General features: G+C 71.2%; 1 protein-coding gene (only partly in view). It reads right to left on the reverse strand.

Translation table 11 applies throughout. The features are described from left to right. Positions 1-47: 47 nt before the first annotated feature. Positions 48-17,619: the 3' end of a non-ribosomal peptide synthase/polyketide synthase gene (locus KTR9_RS19780; RefSeq protein WP_014927848.1), read on the reverse strand. It continues 22,640 nt past the right edge of the window; only the last 17,572 of its 40,212 coding nucleotides appear in the window; the start codon falls outside the window, past its right edge; the stop codon is at positions 48-50.

The following is a 17,619-nucleotide window of genomic DNA, read 5'->3' on the forward strand; positions in this document are numbered from 1 at the left end:
TGCCGTCTCGTCCTGCGTTCCCCATTCCCCCCGAGTGTTCTGTTCGGTCAGTCATCCCCACCGGCACCATCGCCACCGGAACCACCGTCACCGTAGCGACCGTCGTACCCACCGCGACCGTTGTACCCGACCTCGCCGTCGACGGCACCGTTCTCGCCGCTTCCCGCCTGCGTGACGGCGGCCTGCCGCGAACCGATGATGCCCGGCAGGGTGGCGCCGGTCGGCCGCGTCGCGGCGCCCGCCGACCATGCCAGTACGCGGTCGCGTTCGGCGGGCGTCACCAGGGGACACTCCCCGACCGCGGCGTCCGGCCGGGCGGTGAGCCCGTCGAGGAGCGTAACCAGGCGCTGCGCGAGCAGCTCGACGGTCCCCTCGTCGAACAGGTCCGTCGCGTACACCATCGACGCCGACCAGGACCGGTCCGGACGGGCGACCACCGCGACCGTCAGGTCGAGCTGGGCCGTCGTGACCGGCGATTCGAGTGCCGCCACCCGCAGACCCTCCGCCTCGAACACCGGGGCGGCGTTGCCCGCGTTGGTCAGCGTGAGCATGACCTGCGCGAGTGGCGAGAACGCCCTCGACCGGGTCGGGTTCAGACGTTCGACCAGTGTCTCGAACGGCACGTCGGCGTTGGTGAACGCATCGAGGTCGACGACCCTGGTGTCCTCGAGCAGTTCCGCGAAGCTCATCGCGGGGTCGACCTCGGCGCGCAGGACCAGGGTGTTGACGAACATGCCGATCAGCTGGTCGATCTCGGCGCGCCCTCGACCCGCGATGGGGGTGGCGACCGCGATGTCGTCGGTTGCGGTGACACGGGCGAGCAGCACCGACAGTCCCGCGTGCACCACCATGAACGGCGTCATCCCGCGCTCACGCGCCAGTGCCGTGATCCGCGTGGCGACCTCGTGCGGGATCTCGAAGTCCACCCGCGCCCCCCGCATCGACGCCACGGTCGGGCGAGGCCGGTCGGCGGGCAGCTCCAGCACATCGGGCACCCCGGAGAGCTGTCGCAGCCAGTACGACAGCTGCCGGCCGACCACCGACGTGGGGTCGTCGACCGCGCCGAGCTCGCGTTGCTGCCACAGCGCATAGTCGGCGAACTGGACCGGCAACGGCGGCAGCTCCGGTGTCCGGCCGGCGGCACGGTCCCGGTAGGCGGTCACCACGTCGGCCATCAGCGGCCGCATCGACTCGCCGTCACCGACGATGTGGTGCAGCACGGCGAGCAGCACCCAGGAGCCCTCACCGCGTCGCCACAGCCGGATCCGCGCCGGCACCTCGGTGGTCACGTCGAAGCCGGCGGACAGCGCGTCGAGCAGCTCTGCCTCCGTGGCGCATTTGACGAGCGTGGGCAGTGCCGCCGGACCGTCGGCGTCGTGGACGACCTGCGTCGGCCGACCGTCGACGGCCGGGAACGTGGTCCGCAGGATCTCGTGCCGCGCGACGACGTCTCCGATCGCCGCGCCGAGTGCCTCGACGTCGAGCTGCCCGCCGAGTTCGACGCCGATCGGCAGGTTGTACGCCGCCGATGCCGGGTCGAGGCGGTTGATGAACCAGATCCGCTGCTGTGCGAACGACAGCGGGATCTCCGCCGGTCTCGGCTCGACCCGGGTGACCGGTGCGCGCAGACCGCCGCGATGCTCGCCGAGGGCGGCCAGTGCGCGCGGAGTCGGGGACTCGAACACGTCCCGCACGCCGATGTCGGCGTTCAGCGCGTCACCGACGCGTGCCGCCAGCCGGGTCGCCGACAGCGAGTTGCCGCCGAGGGCGAAGAAGTCACCGGTCACCGACACCGTGTCGACGCCCAGCAGGTCGGCGAAGACGGCGACCACACGTGCCTCGGCCGCGGTCTCCGGTGCGACGAGGTCGTCGGCCTCGATGTCCGGTGCCGGCAGCGCCCGCTTGTCCAGCTTGCCGGTCGGGGTGAGCGGCAGGTCCGCCAGGACCGTGATCGTCGCCGGGATCATGTACGACGGCAGTCGATCCGCGAGATGATCCCGGAGTTCGCCGGTGTCGAGAGCCGGTGTCGCGGTCCCGGCACCCGGTTCATCCGACGCCGGGACGACGTAGGCGGCCAGTGCGGTCGCGACCGATCCGCCGACCCCGAGGACCACCGCGGTCTTCACCGCCGGATGCGAGGACAGCGCGTTCTCGATCTCGCCGAGTTCGATGCGCAGGCCGCGCAGCTTCACCTGGTCGTCGGAACGTCCGAGGTACTCCAGAACCAGCTCGCCGGATGCCGAGCGCACCCACCGGACGCGGTCGCCGGTGCGGTACATGCGATCGCCGGGCTCGCCGAACGGAGACGCGACGAACCGTTCGGCGGTCAGCTGCGGGCGGCGCAGGTAGCCACGTGCCGTCGACACACCGGTGGCGTATAGTTCGCCCGCCATCCCGACGGGCACCGGGGACAGGCGCTGGTCGAGGACCAGCAGGCCGGTGCCCGCGACCGGGCCGCCGATCGTCACCGGCTCGTCCGAGTCGAGCGGACCACTGATCGTGACGGCCACCGACGTCTCCGTCGGCCCGTAGGCGTTGTGGAACGCGACCCGGCGCGCCCAGGTGCGGACGAGTGCGGCCGAGACCGCTTCGCCACCCGAGGCGAGCAACCGCAGTGCGGGCAGATCGTCGGGGTCGACGGTCGCCAGCACGCTCGGTGTCAGGAACACGTGCGTCAGCTCGTGCTCGCGGAGGAAACCGGTCAGCACTTCACCGCCTACGACCTCGTCCGGGCGGTAGACCAGCGTCGAACCCGAGGTCGAGGCGAGCAGCCATTCCAGCACCGAGGCGTCGAAACTCGGTGAGGCATAACCGAGTACACGCGAACCCGGGTGGATGCCGAACCGCTGCGTCTCGGCGACCGCGAAGGCGTGCGCACCGCGCTGGGTGACCGCGACCCCCTTGGGGACACCGGTCGACCCGGAGGTGTAGATGACGTAGGCGAGCGCATCGAGGCGTGGGGTTCCCACCATCTCACCGGGCGCGAGCGGACCGCCCTCGATGTCGCGGACGGCCTCGGCGAGAGCGGAGATCTCGATCCAGTCGACGTCACCGGGGGCGGCGGTGCCCTGTTCCGGAGCTCCCTGTCCAGAGGCGATCACCAGGCGCACACCGGAATCGGTGACCATGTGGGCGATGCGGTCGGCGGGCAGCGTCGGATCCACCGACAGGTATGCCGCACCCAGCTTCGCCAGCGCCCACTGCCCCACCAGGCGGTCGACGGTGCGACCGAGCGCCAGTCCCACGACCGTGTCCACACCGATCCCGCGACCGATCATCCACCGCGCGAGTCGATTCGAGTGCTCATCGAGTTCGGCGTAGGTGAGGGACGCGCCGGTGCCGTCGGTGACCGCGACGATGTCCGCGTGCTCGGCCGCGACGTCGGCGAACACCTCGCCGAGCAGACGCGGTCGCGGCGCCGCCGGACCGTTCACCGGCGTGAGTTCGGCCGCGGCGGAGGCGTCGAGCAGTGCGATCGCCGAGGTCGGCAGATCCGCATCGTCGACGGTCGTCCGCAGGATCTCGCGCAGCGCCGCACCGAAGACGCGCACCTGGTCGTCGCTGAAGGCCGACGGCAGGTACTTGAGCTTCAACAGCAGGCGGTCGCCGGACGGCGAGGAGGCCAGGTTGAGCGGGTAGTGCGTCGAGTCACCGGCGTCCACGCCGACGATCTGCAGTCCGCCGGCCAGCGACGTGTCCGCCGTGGACAGCGAGTCGGAATCCACCGGGAACGACTCGAACACGGTCAGCGTGTCGAAGAGGGCCCCGATCCCGGCCAGCGCGGTGAGGTCGGCGAGGCCGACGTGCTGATGGTCGAGGACCGCGACCTTGTCGGCCTGCATCGCGGCGAGTACGTCGCCGATCGGGGCGGCCGGGTCGACGTCGACGACGCTCGGGACCGTGTTGATGAACAGGCCGACCATGCCCTCGACGCCGTCGAGGTCCGACGGGCGTCCCGACACGGTCTCGCCGAAGGCGACCACCTGGTTGCCGGTCATCCGCGACAGCAGTACCGCCCAGGCGAACTGGAGGATCGTGCTGACGGTGACGCCGCGTTCGCGGGCGAGCCGGTTGATCGCCGCCGTCGTGCCGGCGTCGATCCACTCCTCGTGGTCACGCGGCAGCGAGGTGGTCGTGGCCTCCTCGACCCCGGACACCAGCGTCGGCTCCTCCAACGGCGCGAGGACGTCCCGCCAGGCGGCGAGACCCACGGCCGGATCGGCGGCGGCGAGACGACGGACATGGTCACCGAAGTCGGTGTCGGCGGCGATGGTTGCGGTGTACGGGCCGACCCCGGCGTACAGCGCGAGCAGGTCGGCGAGAACCAACGGACCGGACCAGCCGTCGAGCAGGATGTGGTGGTTGGTCACGATCAGGCTCAGCGTCGTGTCGGACCCGGCGCCGTGCTCGACACTCACGAACCGCACGAGCGGCGGCTCCTCGAGATCGAACGGCGTGATCCGTTCGGCGTCGGCGATCTCGCGTACCCGTCGCGCGGCCTCGTCACCGTCACACCCGGGCTCCAGGGACACCTCGGACCACGGCAGGTCGACGCGCGGCGGCACGACGGCCACCAGGGCGCCGCCCGCCGTGCGCAGGTATCCGCTGCGCAGCACGCGATGATGCGCGACGAGTTCCTCTGCCGCCGAACGCAATCGCGCCCGGTCGACGTCCCCGCCGAGATGCAGCACCGCCTGGGTGACATAGACGTCCACACCCACGGCACCGTCGTCGGCTCCCACCGCGTCCCGGACCGCCATCTGCGACTGGAAGTACAGACCGGCCTGCAGCGGGGTGAGCGGCCAGACGTCCGCGCCCGGGAACCGCACCGCGAGTGCGTCGAGCTCGGTCTGGGTGACGGGCGTACCCGGTACATCCGACGGTGACCGGCCCGGGTCGCCGACGACGGCGACGTGCTGCGCGAGCGCGGTGAGCTCGTCGGCCCACAACTCGGCGAGCGCGGTGATGTCGTCGGTCCCGAACAGTGCCGACGGGAACGTGAAGTTGGCCGTGAGGCGCCGGGCATCGCCGTCGCTTCGCGTACCGACGTTGACGCTCAACGGGTTCAGCGCGATCATCGCGCCGGACACCGACGGCGGCATCCCCGGTACGCCCGGCGCACCGGTGAACGGGATGACGTCCTGCGCGGGTTCGGCGGCGGGGCGTCCGGCACGGCCGGCGCCGAAGAAGTTGAACCCGATGCTCGGCAGCGGACGCTGCGCGAGCTCGGTGTCCGCGCCGTAGCGCAGCACACCGAAACCGAGACCGCCGTCGGGCTGCCCGAGGCGTTCCTCCTTGGCCGACTTCACCGCGTGGGTGACGTCGGTGGACGGATCGACGGCGACCGGGGCGATGGTGGTGAACCAGCCGACCGTGCGGGACAGGTCGACCGCGCGTTCGCCGTCGGCGGTGACGATCTCGTCCTTGCGACCGTGTCCCTCGACCAGCACTGTGACGGGTGCGACGTCGGCGATGCCGCGCGCGGCCTGCCACGCCCGGACCGCACGTGCGAACGTACCGAGCAGGACGTCGTTGGCGTTGCCGCGGAACGCTTCCGGCACCGAGGTCAGCGCCGCCTCGGTCACCTCCGCGTCGAATGCGTGGACCACCGACACCTCGGTGGCGAACCGGTCCCGCGACGGGTCGAAGGTGACCCCGAGGTCGGTGGGCCGGGCCGGGAGCCGGTCGAGCCAGTACGCCAGCTCGGCGGACCGCCGGTCGGTCTGCGCGCCGACCGCGTGGGCCCACGCCCGCTCGGACGTCGCCTCGGCACGCAGGGCGATCGGCTGCCCCGCCGACCGCTGCGCCCATCCGGTCACCAGGTCCTCGACGATGATCGGCCAGGACACCGCGTCGACACCGAGGTGGTGGATCGCCAGGACGATCCGGCCGACGCCGTCGACGTCGGTGACGATGCCCGCCGCGACGAGCACACCGGTCGACGGATCGAGGTGTGCCAGCGCCTCGGCATGCGCGGCACGCAGATCGGCGTCGTGGCCGGGACTGCCCACCGGTGCGGCCGAGGACTCGGCGAACACATACGGCGCGATGCGACCATCTGGGGTCTCGTCCGAGCCGGCGACCAGCCGCGGGCGATCGCCGTCACGGGTGAGACGCGCGGACAGCATCGGGTGCACCGCGACGAGCTCGGACAGCAACTCCGACAACGCGTCCACGGTGAGACCCGCCGGCGCGTGGAGCACCCGGTACTGCGAGAAGTCCGCGTAGTCGGCGGGGTCCGCCGAATGCTCGATCATCCACGACATCACCGGCAGCAGCGGCAGGTCGCCGTGCCCACCGCCGGCGGGTTCGTCGAGCGCCGGCAGGCGATGTGCCTCCCCGGCCACGATCCGGGCCATCGCCCGGATGGTGCGCTGCTCGAAGATGTCTCGTGGCGTGAGCGTGAACCCGGCGGCGCGAACCGCCGAGGCGAGCTGGATCGACATGATCGAGTCGCCGCCGAGCGCGAAGAACGACTGGGTGACCGAGACGCGTTCCAGCCCGAGCAGGCCGGACACGATCGTCGCCAGGGTCTCCTCGGTCGCGTTGGCCGGTGCGACATAGTCGGCATCGAGCCCCGCGAAGTCGGGTGCGGGCAGGGCACGGCGGTCGAGCTTGCCCGCGCTGTTCAGGACCACGTCGTCGATCGGCATCCACAGTGTCGGACGCATGTACTCCGGAAGTGCCTGCGCCACCGCGTCGCGCAGGACCTCGAGGTCCACGGTCGACGGCGCGACATAGGCGACCAGATGCTGTCCGCCACCCGGTGCGTCGGCCACCGTCACCGCGGCGTGCACGACGCCGGGGGCGGCCGCCACGACGGACTCGATCTCGCCGAGTTCGATGCGCTGGCCGCGCAGCTTCACCTGGAAGTCGGTGCGGCCCAGGTACTCGATCTCCCCGTCGGTGTTCCACCGCACGAGGTCGCCGGTTCGGTAGAGCCGTGAGCCGGGCCGGCCGAACGGGTCGGCCACGAAGCGCTCGGCGGAAAGTCCCGGTTGCGCGGCGTACCCGCGTGCCACCTGGTCGCCACCGAGATACAGCTCGCCCGGGACTCCCGTCGGGACGGGGTTCAGTCGCGCGTCGAGCACATGCGTGGTCGTGTTCCACACCGGCACGCCGATCGGCACGATCGACGGTGCCCGGGTCACGTCGGCGTAGGCCACCTCGACCGCCGCCTCGGTGGGACCGAACAGGTTCACGATCCGGACGTGTGGCAGCAGCTGGTGCGCGCGGGCCACCACCGCCGGTGGAAGCGCCTCACCGGAGGCGAAGAGCCACCGGAGGGTCCCCAGGCGGGAGATCGTCTCGGCCGGCACGACATCGAGGAACACCGACAGCATCGACGGGACGAAGTGCACCGAGGTGGCACCGCTGCGGGCGATCAGGTCGGCGATGTAGAGCGGGTCGGCGTGACCGCCCGGTTCGGCGATCACCATCGTGGCCCCGGTCAGCAACGGCGCGAACAGCTCCGGCACCGAGACGTCGAACGTGTAGGGCGTCTTCTGGATGATCCGGTCGCCCACGGTCCAGGGGTACTCGTCGAGTCCCCACCACAGCCGGTTGGCCACGGCGGCGTGGCTGACGGTCACGCCCTTCGGCCGCCCGGTCGAACCGGAGGTGAAGAGGGTGTACAGCGCATCGTCCCCGCGGATCGGCCGGACGCGTTCGGCGTCGGTGACCGGCGGCGCCGGATCCACCGCACGCCCGGAATCGACGGTGACACGCCGGATCCCGTCGTCGAGGCCGGACAGGTCGGCCGCCACGGGACGCGGTCCGACGAGGAGGACCCGCACACCCGCGGTCTCGACCATGTAGCGCACGCGGTCACCCGGAGCCGAGGTGTCGATGGGCACGTACCGGCCGCCCGCCGCGGTCACCGCGTGAACGGCGACCACCATCTCCACGGAGCGATCGATGCAGACCGCCACCGCGACATCGGGTCCCACGCCCAGCCCGAGGAGTTCGCGGGCGAGATCGGCGACCCGGGCGCCGAATTCGCGGTAGGTGAGCTCACGGTCGGCGAAGGTCAGCGCGATCGAGTCGAGCGACCGCGCCCCGCGAAACGAGAGCGCATCGGCCACCGATCCCGCCGGTATGGCGGTCTCCGTACCCCGTGACCTCCGGAGTATCTCCTCGACCTCGGCGGGTTCGAGGAGTGCGGCGTCGGCCACCGGATCGTCGGTGTGCGCGGTGAGTTGGTCGAGCAGTCCGACGAACCTGCGCGCCAGCTGGGCGACGGTGTCCTCGTCGAAGAGGTCCCGTGCGAACACCAGCGACAGCGGCCAGTCCCCGTCACCGTCCGGAACGGACACACCGATCGTCAGGTCCAGTTTCGCCGGCGGGTCGGCCGGTGGCATCGGTTCGATCTCGAGACCCGCGACCGAGGCCGGCGCGGTGTCCGCACCCATCTCGGGCAGCGCCGTCTGGCCGAACGTGAGCATCACCTGGGCCAGCGGGGCGAACGCCTCGGACCGGACCGGGTTGAGCCTCTCGACGAGCATCTCGAAGGCCACGTCGGCGTGGGCGAAGGCTTCCAGGTCGGTGTCGCGCGCCTGCTCCAACAGCTCGGCGAACGACATCGACGGGTCCACCCGGGCCCGCAGGACAAGCGTGTTGACGAACATGCCCACGAGCGGGTCGAGGACACGCTGACCGCGTCCGGCCACCGGGGTGGCGATCGCCACGTCCTCGCCGGCCGACAGACGCGCGAGCAGCACGGCCAGTGCCGCGTGCACGACGATGAACGGGGTCGCGTCGACCTCGCGTGCGAGTTCGCGGACGCGCTCCCCGATCTCGGCCGGGATCGCGGCACCGACGCGGCCTCCGCGCTGCGAGGCCTGCAGCGGCCGCGGCCGGTCGAACGGCAGGTTCAGCACCTCGGGGAGATCGGCGAGTTTGTCTGTCCAGTAGGCCAATTGGGACCCGACGACCGAGCTCGGATCGGTCCCGTCGCCGAGCACCTCGTGCTGCCAGAGGGCGTAGTCCGCGAACTGGACCTCGAGGGGCTCGAAGTCGGGTTCGGTTCCCGACACCCGGGCGTCGTAGGCGGCGAGGACGTCGACGAGCAACGGATTCATCGACTCGCCGTCGGCGGCGATGTGGTGGACGACGACCGCGACCACGGCACGCTCGGCATCGACGTGCCAGACCCGCACGCGGATCGGCCAGTCGGTGGCGACGTCGAACCCGGACATCACGGCGGTCTCGAGTCCGCGCTGATCGGCGGCGATGCCCCAGTCCAGGCGATCGGCGATCTGGTCGGCCGGATGGACCAGCTGATGGGCGACCCCGTCGACGGACGGGAAGGTGGTCCGCAGGACCTCGTGCCGTCCGACGACGTCGACGATCGCGCGGCGCAGCGCCTCGGTGTCGAGAGTGCCCCGCACCTGCAACACGAACGGGATGTTGTACGTGGGCAACGACGGATCGAACTGGTTGATGAACCACATCCGCTGCTGGGCGAAGGACAGCGGTACGAGTTCCGGACGGTCCGGACGGGCGACGACCGGCGGCAGTGCCTCGGCGTGTCCGGACACCTCGGCCACCAGCGCACGCACCGTCGGCGCCTCGAACAGGTCGCGCACCGAGGTCTCGACGCCGAGCACCTCGCCCACCCGGGCGGCGACGCGGGTCGCCGACAGCGAGTTGCCACCGAGGTCGAAGAACGACTCGGTGACGCTGACCTGCTCGATCCCCAGGACGTCGGCGAACACCGCGGCGACCGCGGCTTCCTCGTCGGTCTCCGGTGCGACGATCTCGCCGACCTCGATGACCGGCTCGGGCAGCGCCGCCTTGTCGAGCTTGCCGACCGGGGTGAGCGGGAGCTCGTCGAGCACCGCGACCGAGGCCGGCACCATGTGCGCCGGGAGTCGTTCGCCGACAAATGCTCTCAGCTCCGCCGGATCGACGTCGGGTCCGGCCGGTGTCCGGGCCCCGACCACGTAGGCCGCCAGCGCGGTCGCGACCGAACCGCCGACACCGACGACCACGGCCGAGCGGACCGCCGGGTGCTCGGCGAGCACCGCCTCGATCTCACCGAGTTCGATGCGCAGACCGCGCAACTTCACCTGGTCGTCGCTACGGCCGGAGTATTCGATGACCGGCGCGCCGGTGGAGTCCTGCTTCCAGCGGACGATGTCGCCGGTGCGGTACATCCGGTCACCGGGGTGACCGTGCGGGTTCGCCACGAACCGATCGGCGGTCAGACCGGGGCGGTCGAGGTATCCGCGCGACAAGGCGCCGCCGTTGACGTACAGCTCACCCGTCACACCGACGGGCACCGGACGCAACTGCGCGTCGAGCACCATCAGGCCCACGCCGGCGAGCGGGCCGCCGAGCGAGACCGGCTCCCCCACGGCCATCGGCGCACTGATGGTGACGCCGATCGTGGTCTCGGTCGGGCCGTACAGGTTCTGGATGCGCCGGAACGGCGCCCAGCTGTCCTTCAACGTCTGCGGCACGGCCTCGCCACCGGCGTAGACGACCCGGAGCGCCGGGACCGCCTGCGGTTCGATGGTCGCGAGCACCGTCGGCGTCAGGAACGTGTGGGTGATCGCCTGCCGCATCATGAGGTCCTGCAGCGGCGGACCGCCGACGGCGTCGGCGGGACGATAGATCAGCACGCCGCCCGAGACGGTCGCGAGCAGGTACTCGAGCACCGACGCGTCGAAGCTGGGCGAGGCGAATCCGAGCACCCGTGAGTACTCGTCGGCACCCGAGCGGCGGATCTCCTCGGCGGCGAAGTTCGCCAGACCCGAATGCGTCACGGCGACACCCTTGGGGCGCCCGGTGGAGCCGGAGGTGTAGATGACGTAGGCGACGTTGTCCACCCGCACCGGTGCACGACGATCCGATGAGGTGATCGGCGCGTCGGAGAGCGCCGCGATCTCGGCGGACAGCGTCGCATCGTCAAGACGGAGCCACGAGAAGCGTTCGCCGGGAAGCGTTCCCGACGCCTGAACGGCCAGTCCCAGGATCGCGCCCGAGTCCTCGACCATGTTCGCCACCCGCTCGGCGGGGTAGTCCGGGTCGATCGGCACATAGCCACCACCGGTCTTGGCCACCGCCCAGATCGCGGTGAGCAGATCGGCGGACCGGCCGATCGCCAGCGCGACCAGCTTCTCCGGGCCGATGCCCTGACCGATCAGCCAGCGCGCCAAGCGGTTCGACCGCGCGTCGAGGTCCGCGTAGGACAACCAGACGTTGTCGGCGTCGACGACGGCCTGGCGGGGTCCCCACTTCGCGGCGGCCCGGGCGAACAGTTCGCCCAGGACGACCGGCTCGGTTCCCGGTCCCCCGGTCACGACCGCGTCGGAGTCGGCGATCGACACCGTCTCCCGTTGCGGCTCGGATTGCGCTGCCGCGCGGGCCAGTTCGGCCGGCGACACGGTGTCACCGAGCGCGATCTTGGCCAGCGGGGCCTCCAGGTCGGTCAGCGCTCCGTCCAGCAGGGCGGTGAGCTGATCGGCCATCCGCGACACCGTCGACTCGTCGAACAGGTCGGCCGCATAGGTGATGGTGCCCGACCAGTCCGTGCCCGACCCCTCCGGCTGGGAGATCCCGACGAGCAGGTCGACGCGTGCCGGGATCCGCTCGGTGGTCACCGGACTCACCTGCAGGCCGGCGATCTCGCCCACCGACAGATCGGAACCGGCGAGTTCGGGCAGGGTGGATCGGTCGAAGGTCAACCACACCTGGGTGAACGGCGCGAACGCGGCGGAGCGTTGCGCGCCGGCGGCGTCGGCGACCACCTCGAAGGGGACGTCGGCGTTGGCGAAGGCCTCGAGGTCGGCGTCCCTGGCCACCTCGAGCAGGTCGGCGAAACCGCGGGCCCGGTCGACCCGGGTCCGCAGCACGAGCGTGTTGACGAACATGCCGATCAGCGGATCCAGAACGCGCTGACCACGACCCGCGATCGGGGTACCGATCGCGATGTCCTCGGTCGCCGACAGCCGCGAGAGCAGTGCGGCGAGCGCCGCGTGCACGACCATGAACGGTGTCGTGCCGGTCTCCTGCGCGACGCTCGCGATCCGGTCACCGACGGCGGCCGGCACGGCGAACGACACGCGACCACCGCGCCGCCCGGCACGTGCCGGGCGCGGCCGGTCGGTCGGCAGCTCGATCACGTCGGGCAGCCCGGCCAGACGATCGGTCCAGTAGGCGAGCTGGCGGCCGACGACGGAGTCCGGGTCGTCCGGCGAGCCGAGCACCTCGTGCTGCCAGATCGCGAAGTCGGCGAACTGGACCTCCAGCTCCCCGAACTCGGGATCGGTGTCGGCCGACTCGGCGAGATAGGCCGTGACCACATCGGTCACCAGCGGCGTCATCGACTGACCGTCCGAGGCGATGTGGTGGGTGATGACGGCGAAGACGTGCTCGTCCGGGGCCACCTCCCAGATCCGTGCGCGGATGGGCCACTCGGTGGAGACGTCGAAGCCCGCGGACACCGCGGCCTCGATCTCCGCCTGCGAGGACACCTCCTGCCAGTCGAGACGTGCGGCGACCGACGATGCCCGGTTGATCTTCTGGTACGGCATGCCGTCGGCCGACGGGAACGTGGTCCGCAGCGACTCATGCCGGGAGACCACGTCGATCAGCGCGGCGTGCAGCGCCTCGGTGTCGAGTGCCCCGGACAGTCGCAGCACGACCGGGAGGTTGTACGCCGACGAGGTGGTGTCGGCCTGGTTGACGAACCACATCCGCTGCTGGGCGAATGCCAGCGGCACCCGCTCCGGCCGCGGTGCGACGGAGACGATCGGTGCTCGCGCCGCACCGAGATCGGTGCTGGCACGGAGCAGTTCGCGGACGCTCGGGGCGTTGAACAGGTCGCGCACCGCGATCTCGGCACCCGTGACCTCGCCGACTCGTGCCACGAGTCGCATCGCCGCCAGCGAGTTGCCGCCGAGATCGAAGAACGAGTCGGTCACGCTGACGCGGTCCACCCCGAGGATGTCGGCGAAGACCTCCGCCACCGCGGCCTCCGACACGTCGGCCGGCGCGACGTACTCGCCCGCGGTGAACACCGGTTCGGGCAGCGCGCGGCGATCGATCTTGCCCGCCGTGTTGAGTGCGATGTCCTCCACGGGCATCCACACCGTCGGCCGCATGTATCCCGGGAGCGACTCGGCGACAACCGCCTTCACCGCATCGAGGTCGATGCTCTCACCCGGCGCGCCGGCGAGGTAGCCGACGAGGTGTTCACCACCACCGGGCACGGTCGCCACGGTGGCCGCGGCGTGCACGACGCCCGGTGCGGAGGCGATGACCGCCTCGATCTCGCCGAGCTCGATGCGCTGGCCACGCAACTTCACCTGGAAGTCGGTGCGGCCCAGGTACTCCAGGACGCCATCGGGGCGGCGGCGCACCAGGTCGCCCGTGCGGTACAGGCGAGTGCCGGGCTCACCATAGGGATCGGCGACGAACCGCTCCGCGGTCAGATCCGGGCGCGCGGCGTAGCCGCGGGCCAGCTGCACACCGCCGAGGTAGAGCTCCCCGGGCACGCCGGGCGGCACCCGCCGCAACCGCGAATCCAGCACCACGGCAGACGAATTCCAGACCGGGATGCCGATGGGCACGGTCGGGTCGTCGGCGGCGACGGAGTGGATGCGCTCGAAGGTGATCTCCACCGCGGCCTCGGTCGGGCCGTACAGGTTGAAGAACCAGGCGTCGGGCCACAACTCGCGCACCGGCGCCGCGACCGCGGGCGGCAACGCCTCACCGGTGGTGGACACGATGCGGATGGTGTCGAGTGCAGCGAGCTGCTCGCGGTCGACGACCTCGAGGAAGACCGAGAGCATCGACGGCACGAAGTGCACCATCGTCGTACCGGTGCGGGCGATCTCGTCGGCGACCTGCCGCGGGTTGAGATGGCCGCCGTCGGCGAGGACGACGACGCGCGCGCCGATCGCCAACGGCGCGAACAGTTCCGGCACCGAACAGTCGAAGGTGTACGGCGTCTTCTGCATCACGACGTCGTCCGGGCCGATCGGCAGGGCGTCCAGACCCCACCACAGTCGGTTCAGCACGGCCGCATGCGACAGCGTCACGCCCTTCGGACGTCCGGTGGACCCCGAGGTGAACAGTGTGTAGGCGGCGTCGTCGGCGCGCAGTGGCGCGAGACGGTCGTCGTCGGACACCGGGGACGCGGCCGCCGAATCGACGTCCAGGAGCGCCGAGGCATCGACGGTCATGACCTGCACACCGACCTCGGTCGCGGCGCCCACCGCGCTCCGGACCCCGTCCGCGTCGGCGACCAGCAGCACCTTGGCACCGGCGGTCTCGTACATGTACCGCACGCGATCGGCGGGTGCGGCCACGTCGACGGGGACGTACTGTCCACCGGCCGCGACGACCGCGTGGATCGCGACCATCATCTCCACCGAACGCGGGACACACAGGGCCACAGCGACATCGGGGCCGACTCCGGCGGCGATCAGATCGCGGGCGAGCGTGTTGACCCGGGCGGCGAACTCGGCGTAGGAGACCTCGCGGTCGCCGAAGACGAGCGCGGTGGCCTCGGGGGTGCGCCGCGCCTGTACCGCGACGGCGTCACTGACCGTCTGCACGGGTGGCAGGTCCACCCGCTCGCCCCATTCCGCGGACTCGGTGGTGGCCGTCGTCTCGGCCGCGACGAACGGCGCATCGCCCACCGCCTTGTCGGGCGCCGAGGTCAGCGCGTCGAGCAGGCGGATGAAGCGTTCGCCGAATTCCAGCATCGTCGGCTCGTCGAACAGATCTGTCGCGTAGTCGAGGTTGACCGGCCAGGTCTCCCCGGCGGGCCGGGAGGAGACCGTGATCCAGAGGTCGATCTGCGAGGAGACCATCACGTCCGCATACGGGGTCACCGTGATCCCCGCCGCGTCGCCGAGCGCCTCGGCGGCGGTTGCCGACGGACTGAACGAGAACATGACCTGAGCGAGCGGGGCGAAGGCCTCGGAGCGCACGGGACTGAGCCGGTCGACCACCGTCTCGAAGGGGACGTCGGCGTTGGCGAACGCGTTCAGGTCGACGTCGCGAACCGCCGACAGGAGCTGCTCGAACGGCTGCGCGCCGTCGATCAGGGTGCGCAGCACCAGCGTGTTCACGAACATGCCGACCAGCGGGTCGAGCTCGGCCTGGCCGCGCCCGGCGATCGGGGTGCTGACGACGATGTCGTCGGTGGCCGACAGTCGTGCCAGCAGGACCGCCACCGCGGCGTGGAGCACCATGAACGGCGTGACGTCGGCGCCGCGTGCCACCTCGGTGATCCGCTCGCCGATCGCGGCCGGGATCTCGACCCGCGCGCGGGCGCCCCGTCCGGAGGCGACCGGCGGTCGCGGACGATCCGCGGGCAGTTCGAGCACGTCGGGGACACCGGCGAGTTGCTCTGCCCAGTAGGCCAATTGACGACCGACGACCGAGTCCGGGTCCTCGACCGAGCCCAGCACGGTGTGCTGCCAGATCGCGTAGTCCGCGAATTGCACGGCGAAGGGCGGGAACTGCGGCTCGTGCCCGGCGACGCGGGCGCTGTAGGCGGTGACGAGGTCGGACACCAGCGGTGCCATGGACTCGCCGTCGGCGCCGATGTGGTGGAACACCACGGCGAGCACGAACTCGCCGGGCTCGACCGGCCACAGGCGCGTGCGCAGCGGCCATTCCTCGGTGACGTCGAATCCCCTTGTCACCGCGGCGAAGATCTCGTCCTCGGAGTCGACGACCTGCCAGTCGAGCCTGCCGGCGACCGAGTCCTGCGGATGCACGAGCTGGTAGGGCACACCCTCGACATCGGGGAACGTCGTACGGAGGACCTCATGCCGACGTACGACGTCGCCCAGTGCGGTACGCAGCGCCTCGACGTCGAGGTCGCCGGACAGCCGCAGCACGATGGTCATGTTGTGGGTGGGTGCACTCGGATGCAGGCGGTTGAGGAACCACATGCGCTGCTGCGCGAACGACAGCGGAATCCGTTCGGGCCGTGGTGACACCGCCACCACGGGCGCGATCCGGGAGCCGCGACCGGTCAGCGCCGCCACCAGCGCGCGGACCGAGGGCGCCTCGAAGACGTCGCGGACCGAGACCTCGACCCCCAGGGCGTCGCCGACGCGGGCGCTCACCCGCATGGCCGACAGGGAGTTCCCGCCCAGGTCGAAGAAGCTGTCGGTGACACCGACACGGTCGACCTGCAACAGTTCGGCGAACACGCCGGCGACCGCGGTCTCCTCGGGAGACTCTGGGGCCACGTACTCGCCCGCGGCGAACTCGGGCTGCGGCAGCGCCCGTCGGTCCACCTTGCCCGAGGTCGTCCGGGGCATCTCGGGCAGCGCCATCCAGACGGTCGGACGCATGAACTCCGGCAGTCCGCGTACCGCGGCGGACCGGACGGCGTCGAGATCGACGTCGTCTCCCGGACGACCGGCGACGTAGGCGACGAGCTGCTCGCCCCCGCCGGGCGCGGTCGCGACGACGACCGCGACGTGTACGACACCGGGTGCGGAGGCCAGCACCGACTCGATCTCGCCCAGCTCGATCCGCTGTCCGCGGAGCTTCACCTGGAAGTCGGCGCGTCCCAGGTACTCCAGGACGCCGTCGGTGTTCCACCGTGCCCGGTCCCCGGTGCGGTAGAGCCGTCCGCCGCGCGGGTCGAAGGGATTGGCGACGAAGGTCTCGGCGGTGAGGCCCGGACGGGAGGCATAGCCGCGTGCCAGCTGCGGTCCGCCGAGGTACATCTCGCCCGGAACGCCGGGGGGTACCGGACGCAGTCGATCATCGAGGACGTACACCGTGGAGTTCCACACCGGTGAGCCGATCGGGATGTTCGGCGCCGGCGCGTCCACGCGGCCGTAGGTGATGTCCACGGTCGCCTCGGTCGGACCGTACTGGTTGTACAACCCGAGTTCCGGGAGCAACCGCAGCAGGCCGCCGGCCAGCGCGGGGCTCAACGCCTCGCCGCCGGAGAAGATCCGTCGCATCGATCCGAGGTCGGCGTCGCCGGCGCCGGTCGCACCGTCGAGGAACGCCGCGAGCATCGACGGGACGAACTTCGCGGTCGTCACGCGGTGACGTTCGATGAGCCGGGCCATGTAGACGGGGTCCCGGTGCCCACCGGGTTCGGCGACGACCACGGGGGATGCGGCGTGGATGCCGCCGAAGTAATCCCACACGGATGCGTCGAAGGTGTAGGGCGTCTTCAGGAGGAAGACGTGCTCGCCCGGTCCGTTCGATTCGCTGAACCACTCCAGGGTGTTGCGGAGTGCGCCGTGGGTGACGGTGACGCCCTTCGGACGTCCCGTCGAACCGGACGTGAAGATCGTGTAGACGGCGTGACCCGGCAGCACGCGCCGACTCCGGTCGCGGGCTCCGACCGGCGCGACCGCGAGGTCGACGGGTCCCGAGGCGTCGACGACGACCACCGGCAGGTCGATGTCCGCGAGCGCTTCCGGCCGGTCCCGACCGGTCAGGACCAGGGCGACGCCGGCCGTGTCGAGCATGTACCGGGTCCGCTCGACCGGGGACTCGGTGTCGATCGGCACGTACTGGCCGCCGGCCGCCACGATCGCGTGCACGGCCACCATCACCTCGACCGATCGGTCGATGCAGACGCCGACCGCGACATCCGGACCGACTCCGAGCGAGATCAGT

This window comes from Gordonia sp. KTR9, from assembly GCF_000143885.2.
GTDB lineage: Bacteria > Actinomycetota > Actinomycetes > Mycobacteriales > Mycobacteriaceae > Gordonia.